General features: G+C 71.8%; 16 protein-coding genes. 5 read left to right on the top strand and 11 right to left on the bottom strand.

What is annotated here, in order from left to right; genetic code table 11:
* The 3 genes from ACSNOD_RS17525 to ACSNOD_RS17515 all read right to left on the bottom strand — a co-directional run.
* On the bottom strand, window positions 1–392 hold a 392-nt coding region (locus tag ACSNOD_RS17525), incomplete at its 3' end, for an ATP-binding protein (protein WP_436767887.1).
* A 23-nt stretch (window positions 393–415) separates the two neighbouring features.
* Complete coding sequence (locus ACSNOD_RS17520; RefSeq protein WP_436767886.1) at window positions 416–1273, bottom strand: sensor histidine kinase; 858 nt, start codon at window positions 1271–1273, stop codon at window positions 416–418.
* Between the two features lie 281 nt (window positions 1274–1554).
* Complete coding sequence (locus tag ACSNOD_RS17515) at window positions 1555–2181, bottom strand: SMI1/KNR4 family protein (protein ID WP_436767885.1); 627 nt, start codon at window positions 2179–2181, stop codon at window positions 1555–1557.
* A 154-nt stretch (window positions 2182–2335) separates the two neighbouring features.
* Here ACSNOD_RS17515 and ACSNOD_RS17510 point away from each other — a divergent pair, with 154 nt between their 5' ends.
* Entirely contained in the window at window positions 2336–3148 is an 813-nt protein-coding gene (locus ACSNOD_RS17510) for an amidohydrolase family protein (RefSeq protein WP_436767884.1), read from the top strand.
* Window positions 3149–3234: 86 nt separating this feature from the next.
* Here the strand turns inward: ACSNOD_RS17510 and ACSNOD_RS17505 are convergent, their stop codons facing one another.
* Both ACSNOD_RS17505 and ACSNOD_RS17500 read right to left on the bottom strand, forming a co-directional pair.
* Complete coding sequence (locus tag ACSNOD_RS17505) at window positions 3235–4032, bottom strand: ABC transporter permease (RefSeq protein ID WP_436767883.1); 798 nt, start codon at window positions 4030–4032, stop codon at window positions 3235–3237.
* Window positions 4029–5102, bottom strand: a complete 1074-nt coding sequence (locus tag ACSNOD_RS17500) for an ATP-binding cassette domain-containing protein (protein WP_436767882.1) — start codon at window positions 5100–5102, stop codon at window positions 4029–4031. Before ACSNOD_RS17500 ends, ACSNOD_RS17505 begins: the two co-directional genes overlap by 4 nt.
* Before the next feature lie 185 nt (window positions 5103–5287).
* Here ACSNOD_RS17500 and ACSNOD_RS17495 point away from each other — a divergent pair, with 185 nt between their 5' ends.
* The 3 genes from ACSNOD_RS17495 to ACSNOD_RS17485 all read left to right on the top strand — a co-directional run bounded on the left by ACSNOD_RS17495 (window position 5288) and on the right by ACSNOD_RS17485 (window position 7646).
* Complete coding sequence (locus ACSNOD_RS17495; protein WP_436767881.1) at window positions 5288–5953, top strand: response regulator; 666 nt, start codon at window positions 5288–5290, stop codon at window positions 5951–5953.
* Between the two features lie 411 nt (window positions 5954–6364).
* Window positions 6365–6856 (top strand): GNAT family N-acetyltransferase, encoded by a 492-nt coding sequence (locus ACSNOD_RS17490; RefSeq protein ID WP_436767888.1) that lies wholly within the window; start codon window positions 6365–6367, stop codon window positions 6854–6856.
* Between the two features lie 130 nt (window positions 6857–6986).
* A complete protein-coding gene (locus ACSNOD_RS17485; protein WP_436767880.1) occupies window positions 6987–7646 on the top strand; it encodes a hypothetical protein in 660 nt (219 codons plus the stop codon).
* A 52-nt stretch (window positions 7647–7698) separates the two neighbouring features.
* On the opposite strand, the gene ACSNOD_RS17480 is transcribed toward ACSNOD_RS17485, so the two are convergent.
* Complete coding sequence (locus ACSNOD_RS17480) at window positions 7699–9489, bottom strand: hypothetical protein (RefSeq protein WP_436767879.1); 1791 nt, start codon at window positions 9487–9489, stop codon at window positions 7699–7701.
* 431 nt (window positions 9490–9920) lie between these two features.
* The gene (locus tag ACSNOD_RS17475) at window positions 9921–10409 is read right to left on the bottom strand and encodes a DUF4188 domain-containing protein (RefSeq protein ID WP_436767878.1); all 489 of its coding nucleotides are present in this window, start codon (window positions 10407–10409) and stop codon (window positions 9921–9923) included.
* Window positions 10410–10494: 85 nt separating this feature from the next.
* Between ACSNOD_RS17475 and ACSNOD_RS17470 the strand changes: the two genes are divergently transcribed.
* Window positions 10495–11130 carry a MerR family transcriptional regulator gene (locus ACSNOD_RS17470; protein ID WP_436767877.1) on the top strand — a complete coding sequence of 212 codons (636 nt, stop codon included), beginning with the start codon at window positions 10495–10497 and terminating at the stop codon, window positions 11128–11130.
* A 54-nt stretch (window positions 11131–11184) separates the two neighbouring features.
* Here the strand turns inward: ACSNOD_RS17470 and ACSNOD_RS17465 are convergent, their stop codons facing one another.
* The 4 genes from ACSNOD_RS17465 to ACSNOD_RS17450 all read right to left on the bottom strand — a co-directional run bounded on the left by ACSNOD_RS17465 (window position 11185) and on the right by ACSNOD_RS17450 (window position 15818).
* Complete coding sequence (locus ACSNOD_RS17465) at window positions 11185–12447, bottom strand: MFS transporter (protein WP_436767876.1); 1263 nt, start codon at window positions 12445–12447, stop codon at window positions 11185–11187.
* Complete coding sequence (locus ACSNOD_RS17460; protein WP_436767875.1) at window positions 12444–14138, bottom strand: B12-binding domain-containing radical SAM protein; 1695 nt, start codon at window positions 14136–14138, stop codon at window positions 12444–12446. The genes ACSNOD_RS17465 and ACSNOD_RS17460 overlap by 4 nt, the downstream gene beginning before the upstream one ends.
* A 253-nt stretch (window positions 14139–14391) precedes the next feature.
* The gene (locus ACSNOD_RS17455; RefSeq protein ID WP_436767874.1) at window positions 14392–15378 is read right to left on the bottom strand and encodes a TAXI family TRAP transporter solute-binding subunit; all 987 of its coding nucleotides are present in this window, start codon (window positions 15376–15378) and stop codon (window positions 14392–14394) included.
* A 176-nt stretch (window positions 15379–15554) separates the two neighbouring features.
* The gene (locus ACSNOD_RS17450) at window positions 15555–15818 is read right to left on the bottom strand and encodes a GlsB/YeaQ/YmgE family stress response membrane protein (protein ID WP_436767873.1); all 264 of its coding nucleotides are present in this window, start codon (window positions 15816–15818) and stop codon (window positions 15555–15557) included.
* Window positions 15819–16075 lie beyond the last annotated feature (257 nt).

The following is a 16075-nucleotide window of genomic DNA, read 5'->3' as shown; positions in this document are numbered from 1 at the left end:
GCTGTGGCCTTGGGGCGGGTGGCGGTGGTCTTGGGGCCGGTGGCCGTGGTCGCGGGACCGGTGGCCTCCGTTCCGTGGGTGGCGAGAGGGCGGGCGTCGTCCCCGGGCGCGGCGGCCCCCGGCGCCGTCCTCGCCGTGGCGTCGTGCGGCAGGGTGGCGGCGACGCGGAAGCCGCCCTCGTAAGGGCCCGCCTCCAGGGTGCCGCCGAGGACCGTCACCCGCTCCCGCAGCCCCGCCAGGCCGCGGTTGCCCGCCACCGTGCCGGGCAGCGGCCCGGCGGGCGGCGGGGAGTTGACGACCCGGACGTGGGTGCGGTCGGCATCGTGGCTGATGCTCACCCGCACGGCGCTCCCCGGGGCGTGCTTGGTGGCGTTGGTCAGGGCTTCCCGCACCACCCGGTACACACCGCGTTCGATCAGTGGGACAGCGCGGGCAGCGGGCCGTGGCGCTCCCACCGCACCGGGACGCCGGAGGCGACCGCGCGGCCCAGCAGCTCCTCCACGGTGTCGCCCGCGGCCGCGGGCGGGGCCACCGGCGTCCGGGGCTCGTCACGCAGCACGGTGACGGTCTCCCGCAGGTGGTCGACGGCGTCCGCTATGGTCCTGCGCAGCTCGGCGACGTCATCGCGGTCCCGGGGGGTGAGCGTGGGCGAGAGCTCCAGGGCCCCGGCGCGCAGGGCGACCAGGCTCAGCACATGGCCCAGCGAGTCGTGCATGTCGGCGGCGATGTCCGCGCGCTCCGTCAGCCTGGCCCGCTCCGCGACGAGGTGCTGCTGCTCCTCCAGACTGCGGGCCAACTGCCAGCCGCCCCGCACGAGGTCCCTCCTGCCGCGCCAGGAGCGGCCGGCGAGCCACGGCAGGAGGAGCGCGGCGGGCAGCACCGTCATCGCGTAGAACCACCACACCGCGGGGACCCGCAGCAGGGCGCAGAGCCCGAGGTCGATCGCCAGGCAGCCGGCGAGCACGAGCAGCGGGGTACGGGCGGCGGCGGTCCGCGCGCCCAGCAGACAGCTCAGCGCGGCCAGGGCCAGGACGTGCACGGTGGCGGGGCTCGCGGGGTCGGCCAGCCGCAGGGCGCACAGGGCGTTGGCCAGGAGGACCGCCACCGCCGGCCGGCGCCGGGCGAGGGGGACCGCCACGGCCAGCACGAGCAGGGGCAACACCAGGTCCAGTGCGAGCGAGGCCGTCGGGGTGTCACGGAACCAGAGGACGCCGGCCACGCAGAAGGCGGCCCACAGGGCCGTGTCGGCGAGCAGGGGCCTCAGCGGTCTCAACGGTCTCAACGATGGACGAACGCGCCGCATGGCCCGTCGGGTCTCCTCTCCTGGGCTCGCGATGGGGGCGGGGGCTGCTGTCATCCGACCGACGGTACGACACGACCGCCCGACGACCGGCCCCGGACCGGCCGCCGACTGACGGCCCGGCGGGTCAGCCGAAGTGCGGCCGGGCCGCTGTTCCGAGCACGCAGAACCGGCAGGCGTTCAAGCAGTTCCCGGCTCCTGCGTGGCGGCTCTGGGACGGCGACGGGTTCTTCCTGTCCGTTCGGCGTGCACGGTCAGGCCGCCAGGGGGGTCCAGAGATGTTCGTCGTCGGGGTTGACCTTGCTGCCCCAGACCAGGGCGCCTGCGACGAGGCCGGGCTTGTCGCTGGTCGCCAGGCCGGGGGTTTCGAGGGAATCGGCCATCTCTTCGAGGTAGTCGGTGAGCGACGCGTACTCGGGTTCGGGGTGGTGTTGTGCGTAGCGGGTCCAGCGGCACAACCTTCCGGTTTCCGCGTCCAGACAGAGGCCAGAGGTCTGATCGTCGGCGGAGAAGGAGAAGACGGGAATCCAGGCCGCGCGCCAGGTGACGGTGTCGTCGGCGTGGCGGCGCTGGTGGCTCATCTCCTGGCTGTACTTCGTGGCGACCGTCTCCAGGCGCATCAGGGCGTGGCCTCCCATGAGGAAGGTGGAGTACCGGTCCGTCCGGGTTCCCGCGCAGCGGGCCCACAGGGCTTCGAGGGAGGAGGGTATGCGGACGCCGGTCTGCCTCTGGAGAGAGGTGACGGCGTCCGGGGAAGCGCCGGCGAGGAGGAGGGAGCGGGTGTGGGGGACGTGGTGGGCGATCCAGGTTTCGATGCGGGCCCAGGCATCTGTCACCTGCCGGGTTTCGATGTCCTGGGCGCTGGGCGGGTGGCTGGTCACCGGTTCTCCTTTGCCGCGAAGGGGTGTGACATCGCATCGCGCTGACGGGACGACAAGTCTCTGTGATGCACACCCCGGCTACGATCGCAGGTCAGTTCGCTCAGCCGCCTGCGGCGCGGTGCGGCCGGTGGCGCCAGGAGAGAGGCAGGAGCCCGTGCCGATCATCGACGCGTGGATGCAGCACCCCACCCTCCGTCACTCCAACCACGAGATGTTCGAGTCGTTGCGCCGGTGGACCGGGCAGGGGCCGCTGGAGGAGCCGTTGCCGGTCGAGGCCACGGTGGCCGCGCTGGCCGCGGCCGATGTGGAGATCGGGCTGTCGGCGGCCTGGTACGGGCCCCAAGGGCCGCTGATCAGCAATGACGAGGTGGCCGAGTTCGTCGCCGAGTCCGGCGGACGGTTGCGCGGGGTGGCCGGCGCGGACCTCACCCGGCCGGTCCGGGCCGTACGGGAGTTACGCCGCGCCGTGGAGGACCTCGGCTTCGTGGCCCTGCGGATCGTGCCCTGGCTGTGGCAGCTCCCGCCCACCGACCGGCTGTACTACCCGCTGTACGCCGCCTGCGTCGACCTCGGCATTCCGTTCTGCACCCAGGTCGGGCACACCGGCCCACTGCGCCCGTCCGAGACCGGCCGCCCCATCCCGTACATCGACCAGGTCGCGCTCGACTTCCCCGAGCTGACCATCGTGTGCGGACACATCGGCTACCCGTGGACCACGGAGATGATCGCGGTGGCCGACAAGCACGCGAACGTTTATATCGACACCAGCGCCTACACCGCCCGCCGCTATCCGCGCGAGCTGGTCGACTACCTGCGCGGCCGGGGCCGGGCCAAGGTGCTGTTCGGCACGAACTACCCCATGATCACTCCAGCGCGGGCGCTGGAGCACCTCGGCGAGTTGGGCCTGGACGAGGAGACCACCGAGCTGTTCCTGTCCGGTACCGCGCGGCGGGTCTTCAACCTCTGACGGGGGCGGGGCCCGGGGCCCGCCCCCGTCAGGCCCAGGGCCGCCCCCGGAGCCCGGCCGCGCGGCTCGTCGCGCGCCGCGACTCGTCAGGCGTCGCGGCGGCGCAGCACGTACAGGCCGGCGAGATGCGCGGCCAGGGCCCACGCCAGCAGGATCAGCACCGCCACGGCCGGCGGATGGGGAGTGGCGGCGCCGGCGCGCATGACGTGGTCGCCCGCGCTGTGCGGCAGCCAGTCGTTGAGGGTGTGCAGGACCGGGCCGCCGAGCCCCACGAGCATGCTCGGCAGGCCCCACAGCAGCGTGAACAGCACGGTCAGCGCTCCGGCCGCGTGCCGCGCGGCGAACGACACGCCCACGGTGAGGACCGCGATCAGGGCGTAGTAGAAGCCGACGGCCAGGATCTGGCCGGCCGCCGTGCCGGCGTCGAACGAGGCGCGGCCCGAGAACGGCCCCCAGGCCACCGCCATGCCCAGCGCGGCGTACAGGACGCCGGCGGCGAAGGCGACCACGGCGACGACCAGCGCCTTGGCCGAATGGACCAGGTGCCGGACCGGCACCCACACCAGGGACGCGCCGATGCTGGTGGTCGTGTACTCGCTGGTGACCGTGACCGTGGCCAGGACGACCACGGCGAACTGGACGAGGACGGTGGAGGACACCACGGCGTTGCCGACCGGTTGGACGGCGTGCTCGTTGATGCGGGCGATCGAGCCGTAGTAGTAGGTGAACACCGCGGTCGCCAACAGACCGGCCAGCAGGCACACGTACGGTGCGCGGACCGACCACAGCTTGGTCCACTCGGCGGCGACCGCTCCGGAGAACCGGCGGGCGGGGCGCGCGCCAGTGCCGTGTCCGGGGGCGTCCGCCCATGCGTGAGTCGTCATCGTGTCCGCCTTCCGGCCTCGTCGAGCCCCTTGTTCGTGGCCGTGGGCCACTCGTCCGTTGCCGTGGGCCGCTTGTCCCGGTCCGCGGGCCCCTTGTTCGTGCCTGCGGGCCACTCGTCCGTGGCCGTCGGCCCCTCGTCCGTCTCTCCGGGCCGCCGGCCCGTCGCGTACTCGACACTCCGTGCCGTCAGTTCCATGTACGCCTGCTCCAGCGAGACCCGCTCGTCGCTCAGCTCGTGCAGCCTGACCCCGTAGCCGTGAGCGAGGTCGCCGACCTCGGCGGCGGTCCGGCCCTTGACGACGATCTCGCCCCGGCCCACGCTCCGGACCGTCACCCCGCTGTCCGCCGCCAGCCGGCTCACCAGCGTGGACAGCTCGTCGGGATCGGGCACCCGGGCGCGTACGGAGGCCAGGGAGCTGCCGGCGAGGAAGTCCGCCATGGAGGTGTCGGCCAGCAGCTCGCCCCGGCCGATGACGACGAGGTGATCGGCCGTCAGCTGCATCTCGCTCATCAGATGGCTGGAGAGGAAGACCGTACGGCCCTGGGCGGCCTGGTCGCGCACGAGCTGTCGCATCCAGCGCACGCCGTCGGGGTCGAGGCCGTTGACCGGTTCGTCCAGGATCAGGGTCGCCGGGTCACCGAGCAGCGCGCCGGCCACGCCGAGGCGCTGGTTCATGCCGAGCGAGTACGTTCCGGCCCGGCGGCGGGCCGCCTTGGCCAGGCCCACCGCCTCCAGGACCTCGTCCACGCGGCGCGCCGGGATGCCGTTGCTGCGGGCCTGCGCGAGAAGGTGGCCGCGGGCCGAGCGCGCCGGGTGCAGCGCCTTCGCGTCCAGCAGGGCGCCCACTTCGCGGAGCGGGTGGCGCAGGGCCGCGTAGGGCCTGCCGTTGATCAGTGCCCGGCCCCGCCAGGGGTGGTCCAGGCCCAGGATCATGCGCATCGTGGTCGATTTGCCGGCCCCGTTCGGGCCGAGGAAGCCGGTCACCTTCCCTTCCTCGATGTCCAGGGTCAGGTTGTTCACGGCGACGGTCGCGCCGTATCGCTTGGTCAGCCCTCTAAGAGTGATCACATCGGTTCCTTCGGCGTCCGCCGGTTGTCCCTCGTACGGCAGCGACGCTAGAAGGGCAGGTCACGGCGGCACATCGGCCGTTCGTCAGCACCGTCCTGCCTTTCGTCAGGGGTGCCGGCCCGCCGCTGGTCGTACGTTGCCCGGCCGCCGGTCACGGGCCCGCCCCGGGGACGTACGCTCGGCCCGTGGAAGAGACAGCACCGGACCGCAGGCCGGTCCGCGTCCTCGTGGCGGACGACGAGACGATGGTCCGGGCCGGGATACGGGCCATCCTGGCGAGGGACCCGCGCGCGGAGGTGGTCGCGGAGGCGGCCGACGGCCATGAGGCCGTCTCACTGACGCGCCGGCACCGCCCCGACGTGGTCCTCCTGGACATCCAGATGCCCGGGCTGGACGGCCTGGCGGCGGTGACCCGGATTCACCAGGCACTGCCCACGGCCGGCGTGATCATGCTGACGACCTTCGGGGAGGACGACTTCATCACCCGTGCCCTCCAGGAGGGTGCCAGCGGCTTCCTGCTCAAGGCGGACGACCCCCGGGAACTGCTGAACGGGGTGCAGGCGGTGGGGGCGGGCGGGGCCTATCTGTCGCCGAGGATCGCCGCCCGCGTCATCGCCGGCCTGCGCGCACAGCGTGTGGCGGGGCCCCGTCGCACGCTGGAGCACCTGACCGGGCGGGAGCGCGACGTCCTGGCCGGGCTCGGGGAGGGGCTGTCCAACGCGGAGATCGCCGCACGGCTGCATCTGGTCGAGGGCACGGTGAAGGCGCACGTCAGCGCGATCCTCGGCAAACTGGGGGCGCGCAACCGGGTGGAGGCGGCGATCGCCGCGCACGAGGCGGGGCTGGTGTAGGGCGGGCGATGACCCGCCCGCCCCGGGGGCACGCGCGGTTGCCGACGGGGCCGACCCCCGTACGGCCCGGGGCCGATGACGCGCGCTTTGATAGGGTCGCAGAACACGCGCCGCACCCGCGCCGTGCGTGCGCCCACCGGCGATATCCCGCCGCGACAAGGGAGGTTGATGAATATGGCCCGCGCCGAGCTTCATCAGCATGCCCTTGTCCGGGTCGCGCACGGTGGAATCCCTGGATCTGCGCACACGCAGCCGTAGCTGGGTGTCGCGCGGGTGCAACGCGGCCCGGTCGTTCGAAACGACCAGGAGCGACGCGTGTTCTCTTCTTCTTCCTCTTCTTTCCTTTCCCCTTCCTCCTCCTTCTGCTCCTTCTCCTCCTTCTCCCCGGCAGCCTCCGGGACCGGTACGGATCTGATCACCGAGCGGCTCGTGCTGCGGAAGTGGTCCGCCGACGATGTGGCGGCCGTCGTCGGCGACGGCCGATCGGCGCACTGGGCCGAGGACTTCCCCGCCGAGGGCGACCGGGTGATCGCCGGCGTGATCGCTCAGCTGTCGGACCATGAGAACGAGTACGGCCACCGGCAGATCGTCGAGCGGGCCAGTGGTCTGGTCGTCGGCAGCCTCAGCCTGTTCTGGCCGCCGTCCGACGGCGCCCTCGAAATCGGCTACGGGGTCGTGCCCTCACGCCGCGGCCGCGGCTACGCACCGGAGGCCACCCGTGCCCTCGTGGAGTACGGCCTGTCCGCGCCGGGCGTCCACGCGGTGTTCGCCCGGGTGGAGCTCGCCAACCCGGCGTCGATCCGCGTCCTGGAGAAGGCGGGCCTGCACCGCTGGACCGCCGACGGCGGCATGACGGCCCACTTCGGCACGGCCCTGCCGGAGCCGAACCGAAGCCGGCCCTGAGGAATCCGGGCGGCGGCACGCCGGTAGCTGTCGCCGCCGCCCGGCCACGGCACGACCCGTCAGCCGGCCTCGCGCCAGTAGAAACGCCTGCGGCGTAGGCTCCCCCAACGACACCGAGGAGGGCAGCGCGATGGAAGATGGCTTGAAGTGGATAGGACAGCACACCTTCGACAAACCGGCCCCCGAGGGGATGCGCGGCGGCATTTCCATGACCGCTATGCGCGGGGTGACGGTCACGAATTTCCTGCTCAGGCTGGGCGCGGACGAGGAGGAGATATCGCGCGCCATGCCGTACCGGGATTTCCACCCGACCCGGGATGCACCCTGCATGTACGGCAAGTCCGGTGAATGGGTGTACGTCCTGGAAGATCGGGGAGCATGCACCTGGTGCGAGTGGTTCTTCGAGGACGAGGACAAGGCGATCCCGCCTGTCGGGGAGGAGCTGATCTGCCTGAACGCGAATGTGGCAGTCAATCCGAGCTACATCGTCTACGCGCCCGGCGACGGGAACGTGTACCTGAACAACTTCGGCGACGATCTGACCGACCACCCACACGCAGTGGAGGGCAGCAAGCTGGCCGCCCTGGGCGAGGGCCTGAAAGCCGCCGGGGCCACCTGTCCCCCCGGATACAGCATCCCGCAGTGGCACGACCTTCTCGACGCGCAGGAGGGTGGGCTGCACGGCGTGGTGTGGCAGGCCGTCGGCGACATCCTGGATATCCGCGTCCCCCGGGCCGATGTGGAGCGGGGCCGCTTGCCCGCAGCCAGGCTGACCGGCCCCTACGCGTAACAGGAGCGGGCGGCACGGAGGGTTCCGTGCCGCCCAGCCGTGCGCATGTGTGTTATTTGAGGGTCATGGTGCAGCGCCAGGCGTCACTGTTGGCGCTGGTGCAACTGCCGTTGATGTTGGTCTCCAACCAGTAGGCGTCCCTGTCCATCAGCCGCACGTTGTTCACGAAGCCGGCCGAGAACGCGCCCATCGATCCTCGGTTCTGACTGCCGGATATGGCGGACCGCCCGCAGACTTCCTTGAAGGTAGTGAGGGCGCCGGGGAGGTTGCGCAGATGCATCTTTCCGTCGACCTTGGTCGCGTAGGACTGTATGCACTGGGACCCGGACGACACCGGGTTGAGGCCGCCCAGGTCCTTGGGCATGCCGCCGCTGTTGTACGAGGCGTTGAAAGTGAACTCGTCGCAGTCCGGGGTGTCGGTGCTGGTGTTCATCGCGGCGGGGTCGTAGTTGTTCTTCGCCCAGTTGGCCTCGTCGCAGATGACGGCACGGTTCTTGCCGTCCCGCCCGCCGGGCAGATAGTACAGCGGGGTCCCCGCCCGCTGGAGGCCCGGGGTCTTGGGCGTGGCGTTCTGGATCAGCCAGGCGTGCGCCGCCGCCTGCGGGTTCTTGCCCGCGTTGAGCGTGTATGTCGGCGCATAGTTCGGGATCACACACCCCGCCCTGACGGACTGGGATTTGGTGTCGCAGCGCACCTCGTCGAAGTCGCTGACGCCGCCCAGGCTCCACTGGTAACCGACGGTCTGGATGGTCTCTTCACCGACCGGGTCGATGATCGCGTTGATCTGCACGTCCGGCTTGAACGTGTACTGCTTTTCGGCGGTGGAGTCGTCCCACAGGTAGCTGGAAGTGATGTAGGCGACGTGGGTGTCTCCGGCTGTCCAATCGGGTGTGCCCTGCCAGGCGGAGGGGTCGGCTTCAACCGGGTCGCAGCCGTCCTCGCACAGGTGCCGGTAGATGCCGAGCTGAATTCTGTAGAAGTCGGCGGGAATGCTGATCGGCTTGACGGTCAGCGTCTCGCTGAAACTGTTGACCCCGTCCAGGCTGATCAGCCGCTGGAACAGGAACCAGGCTGTGGCCTGCACCTGCCCGTCCTTGCTGTAGTAGGCCGGCACCTTGCGGTTCTCGCAGACCAGAGTTCGGGTGGCGCGGGCCAGCGTCAGATCGTCGTCACACCAGTCGGCCGCCCCAGCCGCGCCACCGGGTTCCGTCACCGCCGGGCGCGACGGAACCTTGGGACCCTTGTCCGCAGTCACCGGCTTGCCGAAGCAGACCCGCGCCCCCTCCCTACTGGCCGGGCCGCACTGCTCCTTGCCGCCACCGCTGCTGTCGTACTGGGCCTGCGGCGGTGACGAGGTGTTCACGACCAGCGGCTTCTCCGAATTGCTGCTGGGTTCCTGAATGGTCTGGTTGGGGTTGGGGCTGGTGGAGTCCAAGGTGGGCAGGGTCAGGTCGATCCCTGCCCGTACCGTGAACGTCGCCCACGGCGACCAGTTGGTCTCGTACAGGGACCCGTCGTACGCGTTGGTGCGGAACATGTAGGTCGTGTTGTTCTTCAAACGACCTACCGCGACTTTGACCTCGGCCTTCGCCCCCGAGTTCACATAGGGAGAGACCAGCACCCCGTACGGGTTGGCGTCGGTCAGCTTGACCTTGGTGCCAGGGTTGCCGTTGGCGTCGGCGGTCCACACCTCGAACGTCAGGTTCGCCTTGTCACCGTCCGCGTCCGTCACCGTGTTGCGCAACGTCGGCGTGATTGTGTTGACCTGCCACTTGCCGCTCTGATTCTTGAACGGCAGGCCCGCCTCGGGAGTGCGTCCGGACACCGGCCGGGCCCCCGCCATGACGGACGTCTCCGCCTCCGGACCGTGAACCTTCGGCGGCGCCCCCAGCGGATCAGGCCTCTTCGGTAAGTCGGCTGCGGAAGCTGTTCCCGCAGCGGCCAGAACAGCAAGGGCGGCAGCTGCGGCCAGGTGCCGAAGTGCCGCCCATGAGCGAATGCGCCTCATCTATCCCCCTCGAAGGGTACGGATGTTCGACGCAATCGCACCACGCACACCATCAGAGGCACAGAAAAAAGACCGCCAATGTTCAGTCCCGCACTTGCAAGGCCTGATGGCGCCCTCAAGTGCGCTGCTCACGACGCAAGTCGAGATGACCGCCGTCCGTCTTTACGTCCAGTCTTCTCGGTCACATGGCGAGCGGTTCCAGGCCCCGGCGGCGGGCCTCCAGGGTTCCCGCGATCCGGACACGACGCCGGCCGGGGAGACAGAACCTACGCGGCCCCGCTCGCCAGTCGCTCCGCCGCCCGCTCCCCGCGGCGACCCACGGGCTCGAGGCCCCATGCCGCCCCCAGGCCGGCCGGCGGCATGTCGACGTAGATCGACTCGTACGAACCGGCCGGGACGACGTACGTCTCGTGCCAGACCCCCACGCCGCCCTTGCTGCTCCGCGCGCGGCGGTTGAACGCCACCCACGCGGGGCGGTGCTGTCCGCTCCGGTCGGAGGCGTAGGCGAGCAGCTTCTCGCGCGACTCCCAGTACTGCGCGACGCCGAACTCGCGGGGGCCGCCGCCCAGCCTGCGGAGGCCCAGCAGCCCGCTGTCGCCGTTCCGTGACAGCTCCTTGAGCATGCGCGGCATCGCGGCCAGGGCCGGCAGCCAGTGGCGTACGGCCCGCCAGCGGTTGATCCGCATCCCGATGAGGAAGACGACCACGTCGCCCTGCGCGGCGGCCGTGACCCGTCGCTCGGATGTCGGTGCCATGTTCATGAGATTCTCCGTCCCCGTATTGGACAGCGGCGCTATCCATGCTTGGATAGTTCCACTGTCCAAGGAAAGGCGCAAGAGCATGAGGTTGGCGGAGCTGAGCGAGCGCAGCGGGGTGTCCACCGCCACGATCAAGTACTACCTGCGCGAAGGGCTGCTCCAGCCCGGGCGCCGGGTCTCCGCCACCCAGGCCGAGTACGGGGAGGACCACCTGCGGCGGCTGCGCCTGGTGCGGGCGCTGATCCAGATCGGCGGGGTCCCGGTGGCCACCGCGCGCGAGGTGATCGCCGCCGCGGAGGACGAGTCGCTCGACCACCACCTGCGGCTGGGCGCGGCCACCCGGGCGCTGCCCTGCGCCGAGGCGCCCGCCGAGGACGACCCGGCGGTGGAGACCGCCCGCCGCTCCGTGGAGGCGCTGCTGGAGCGGCTGGGCTGGTCCGCCGGTCCCGGCCTGGACCTGCGCGACCCCGCCCACCGGCGGCTCGTCGACTCGGTCGCCGCGCTGGTCCGGCTCGGCTACCCGTGCGACACCGAGCAGTTGCTGCCGTACGGGCGGCTCGCGGCGCAGCTGGCCGTCACCGACCTGGACCTGATCGAGGAGCAGCCGACCCCGACCGAGCAGATCGAGGCGGCCGTCGCGCTGACGGTGCTGTACGAACCGGTGCTGCTGAGCCTGCGACGCATGGCCCATGCACAGGAGTCGGCCCGGCGGTTCTGAGGCGCCCCCACGCCGAGGCCACCCCACCCCGGAACCGCGCCCCCCGGCGCCGGCTCAGCGGCCGTCCACCGGGGAGCGGCTCGCCGGTTGGTCCGGCGGCGGGACCGGCGCGTCCTGCGGCGCGGGCCGCCGCAGGCGTGGGCGGGGGCCGCCGCGGCGGACGAGAACCAGGACCGTGGACGCGATCAGGCAGCCGGGGGCCGTGATCGCGCCGAACCAGAACACGGCCGGCACCATGCCCGTACGGCTCGCGAGCGCTCCCACGGCGAGCACCGGCACGGACAGCGCGAGATAGCCGACGACGTACGCGGCGGAGAAGACCTCGCCGCGCACGGCCGTGGGGGTGACCTCCGAGAGGTCGGCGAGCGCGCCGGTGAACGCGATGCCCTGGCCCGCGCCGGAGGCGATCGCGGCGGCGAGCAGCAGCGGCAGGCTGTGGGCCGCGGCGGCCAGGGTGACGAGCGCGAGGCCCGCCGCCATCGCGAGCAGGCCGAGGAGCTGGCCGCGGCCGCGGGTGAGGCGTTCCGCGTAGCGCAGGGGCAGCGCCGAGCAGGCGAGCATGACGGCCACGGTGCCGCCGCCCACCGCCGTACTGGTGGTCGAGCCCAACTCCTCGGCCACCGAGGGGATGAGCGCGAGGAAGAGGCCGAGGAGGCTCCACGAGAACACCGTCGTCGAGGCGGCCAGGGCGAAGGCGCGCCCGGCGGCCTGCGGGATCGTGGGCCACCGGGGGCGCCATCGCGCTCCCCCGGCGACGGCGCCGGCCGCCGGCCACGACAGGAGGGCGGCCGGCAGCAGCAGCGCCAGATGGGCCAGGAAGGGCAGCGCGGGTGTCCCGGGCACGGCCGCGGTGATCAGGCCGGAGAGCAGGGGGCCGCAGGCGCTGCCGATGGAGATCCCGAACGACGCGAGGGAGATGGCGCGGGCGCGGCGGGGCGCGGCCGGATCGGGGCCGTCCGCCAGGGCGGCGGTCGCCGCGCCGGTGGTGAGGCCGGCCGCCGCGCCCTGCAGGAGGCGCCCGGCGAAGAGCGCCCAGGCGCCCGGCGCCGTCGCGAACACCACGGCGGCCAGGGCGGAGAGCGCCAGTCCGCAGCGGGCCGTGCGGCGCCGGCCCCAGGTGTCGGACAGCCCGCCGCACAGCAGCATGGTCGGGATGATCGCGGTGACGTACACCGCGAACAGGGCGGTGATGGTGAACGGGGAGAGCTCGAAGCGCCGCCCGTACTCGGCGTAGAGGGAGGTCGGCAGGCTGGAACCGGCGCAGATGACGGCGATGGTGTACGTCGGTCCGAGGAGCCGGCGTCGCGGTGGGGTCATGGGTGCCGGAGTTCTCCGCAGAGGTCGTCGAGCAGTCGGCGTTCGAGGGCCTCTTCCTCGTCGACGCCGCCGAGCATGTAGCCGCCGAACTTCATGTGGCCGCGCTCCTCGCCGAGGGCGATGACCCCGCGGCCGACCTCGGCGATGGCGGCCTCCACGTCGGCGAGCGTGACCTCGGTGTTCTCGCGTACGTACAGCTCGGTGAGCCGGCGGGCGGGGACGGTCTCGCCGTGGGCGGCGCGGACCTGGGGGTGGTTGGTGTAGCTCTCCCAGTACATCCGGGAGCCGGGGATCACGCCCGGCGCGGCCACGGAGATGGTGGTGATCGAGTCGCGGTAGGTCTCGGCCAGCGAGAGCCAGTGGTCGACCTCGCTGCGCAGCAGGTCGAGGGTGGTGCCGGGCAGGCCCATGATGCCGGACACATAGAGCTTGTAGTCGAGGTCGCGCGCGAGTTCGAGCGCTTCGAGGACGCGGTCGGGACCCTTGTTGATGCCCTTGGAGTCGCCCTTGAGCAGTTTCGGGTCGAAGGCCTCCAGGCCCACGTTCCAGGTGCGGATGAACCCCTGGCACAGCCGCGCCGACTGGAGGAACTCGTACACCAGCCCGTAGGCGAGCATGAACCGGTGCTCGCGCAGCACCGGGGAGGCGGCGCAGGCCTCGGCGAGGTCGTCGAGGAAGCCGATTTCGCCGGACCACTGGTCGCGGGAGAGGCCGAGGGTGGAGTCACCGGCGGCGTACACGTTGGCGCCGAGCTCGCCGACCATGCTCTCCAGTACGGGTACGGCGGCGGCCACGCTGCTGGTCTTGGGGGTGAGGCCCTGGATCGAGCAGTGCTTGCACCGGCGCCCGGGGCGCCTGCCCCAGGTGCACCCCCCGTCCAGCGGGAGGGTGACCATCCGCTTGAGCGTGTAGTGGTGGGCGTACCAGACCTTGAACGCCTCGTCGTAGTACTGCTCCAGCTGGTCCTTGATCAGCCGGTAGTCGGGCAGCAGCCGGCGGTCGAGCGGATAGGTGGGGGCCGGCTGGTTGATCACGCGGTCGCCGTGGCGGTAGGCGAGCGACGGCACGCGGGCCAGGTCCAGTTCGCCGCGCAGCGCGTACAGCAGCCCCATCATGGTGAAGGGGCCGTTGTTGCCCGTACTGACGAAGTCGACCAGACGGCTGCCGTAGGGTCCGGTGAGCACCTCGCGGTGGAGTATCCCGGCGTGGTCGTTGCCGAACACCACGACCGCCTCGGGGTTCACCCGCTTGACCTCCGCGGCCATGATGAAGGCCCACAGCGCGGTGGAGGTGTAGACGGTGAACGCCACCACGTCCGGTGGGTCGGCGGCGATCCGGGCGCGCGCCTCGTCGAGGGTGACGTGGCTCATGTCCAGGTAGCTCCAGGCGGTATCCGGAAAGCACCGCTCCTGATAGGTGATCATTTCGACGAGGGCGGCGTGCGGGTAGACGGTGCCCTCGTTGCGGTAGCGCTCCTGGCCGCCCGCCCCGCTGATGAGGGCGCCGCCGCCGGAGTGGCCGCCGCGGTGGGCGGAGGTCAGCGGCAGGGCGACGTACCAGACGGACCGGGGGCGCCGCCGTCCGGCGGGGGCCGCGGCCGCGGTCGTTCCGGGTCGGGTCAGGGGCAGGGCCCACTGGTATCGAGGGTCGGAACCGACCACTTCCTCGGTGGGTTCCAGGCTCATGTCCATGGCGACCTCCCCCTGGCGGCGCACGTGTGCGCGGCACTCCGGTCGTTCCCCGTGCGGTTCTCTCGTGTGGTTCTCTCGTGTGGTTCCCCGTGTCGTTCCCCGACTCTGCTGGCCGAGACTGGTTCCTACAAGCGCAAAACTCGGCCACTCGGCCGCGCGTACGAGGGCGGGCGTCCGTACGGGGGCGGGCGCCCGTACGAGGGCGGGCGCCCGTACGGGGACAGGCGTCCGTACGGGGGCGGGCGGCTCGCCGTCAGGGCTTGACCGACTGGTAGTAGCGCCGGGCGCCCTCGTGCAGGGGCAACGGGTCGGTGAAGATGGCGGTGCCCAGGTCGACGCGCTGGGCGGCGTGGACCACCCGCCCGATGCGGTCCCTGCTCTTGATGACCCGTCGGGTGATGCCCTCGACGAGCACGGGGTCCATGCGGTCCGTCGCGACGAGGAGGTTGGCGACGGCCAGGGTGGGCACCGTACGGCCCATCCGCAGCTCGGGGTAGGCGTCGGCCGGGATGTCCGCGGAGCGGTAGTAGCGGTGGCCGCCGTTCTCCTCCTCGTCCCGCTGCAGGGCGGAGGCGAGGTCACCGAGCTCGACGAGGCGGATCGGATGGTGCCTGGCCAGTTTCTGCACGGCCATGGTGGGGAGTCCGCCCGACCAGAAGAAGGCGTCGATCCGCCCCGCGCGCAGCAGGCTCGCCATCTCGCCGATCCCGACCCGGTGGGCCCGCACGTCCTTGTCCATGTCGAGCCCGGCGGCCGTCAGCAGGCGCCGGGCCACGAGTTGCACCCCGGAGGTGTCCTCGCCGACGCCTACGCGCTTGTTCCGCAGGTCACGGGCCGTCCGTACCGGTGAGTTCCGGTCCACCACGAGCTGGATGTAGTCGTCGTACAGCCGGGCGCACGCGCTCAGCCGCTCGGCGCCGGCACGCCCCTCGTCGCGGTAGACCCCGGCGGAGTCGGCGGCCACGACGGCCAGATCGGCGCGGCCCGACACCAGGCGCTGGAGGTTCTCGATGGAGCCCTTGCTGGGGGCGAGGCGGACGTCGAGGCCGGGCAGGTCCCGGGCGAAGTCGCGCTTGAGCAGCTCGCCGTAGTGGGAGTAGACGCCCTCGGGGCTCCCCGTAGAGAACAGCACGCGCCCCCGCGGCGCGCGCTCCTCGTTCCACGGCGCCACGTACCAGAGCAGCAGCCCGCACACCGTGAGCACCGCGGCGGCGGCCTGCGCGACGCGGCGCCTGCTCATCCGGGTGAGGAGGGGGACCACGGCCGGGATACTGCCAGGCCCGGCCCGGGGAGGAAAGGGTTCTGGCCGCCGCGGGTGGGCCGTTCGAAGCGCGTACGAGAACGGGGGCTCGGTGGCCGCGGACCGGCGGCCGGCGCGGGGCGGTGTCCCGCTGGGAGCGCCCCGCGCGGCGGGTGTCAGTGGCGCGCCTTGAAGCGTTCCAGGGCGGACACCCCGACGGCGGCCAGCACGATCTGGATCAGCAGCTCGATCCAGTCGACCCCCTTGGTGTCGGCGACGCCGAGGCCCGCCGCGATGGCCGTACCGATGAGCGCGGCGACGATACCCACGACCATGGTCCACAGGACGCCGATGTGCTGACGGCCGGGCAGGACGAGCCGTCCCAGCAGCCCGATGACGACGCCGATCACTATCGCGCTGAGGATGCCGGAGATTTCCACTGATAACCCTTCCTGTGCGGTTGGGACCGTATGTGTCCTGACCCGCACCTGCCCTGGTCGGAGCGGGTCAATCATGCGTGGGGGCCATCGCGGCGAGGCGGGTGACCGGCGCCCCGGTCCCGCCGGCGATCCCGTGAGGCGATAGCTTTCGTGCTCCGCCCGCTCCCGGATCAAGAAAAGGCTGGTCGACGATGCGTCAGTCCCCGAGCGCCCCCGCCACCCGCCGTACCGCCGCCGGCCGCCGCGTCCCCGTCGTC

The sequence above is a fragment of the Streptomyces sp. URMC 123 genome (assembly GCF_051386515.1).
Classification (GTDB): Bacteria; Actinomycetota; Actinomycetes; order Streptomycetales; family Streptomycetaceae; genus Streptomyces.
Note: the sequence above shows the minus strand (reverse complement) of the source record. Positions and strands in the feature narration are given on the sequence as shown.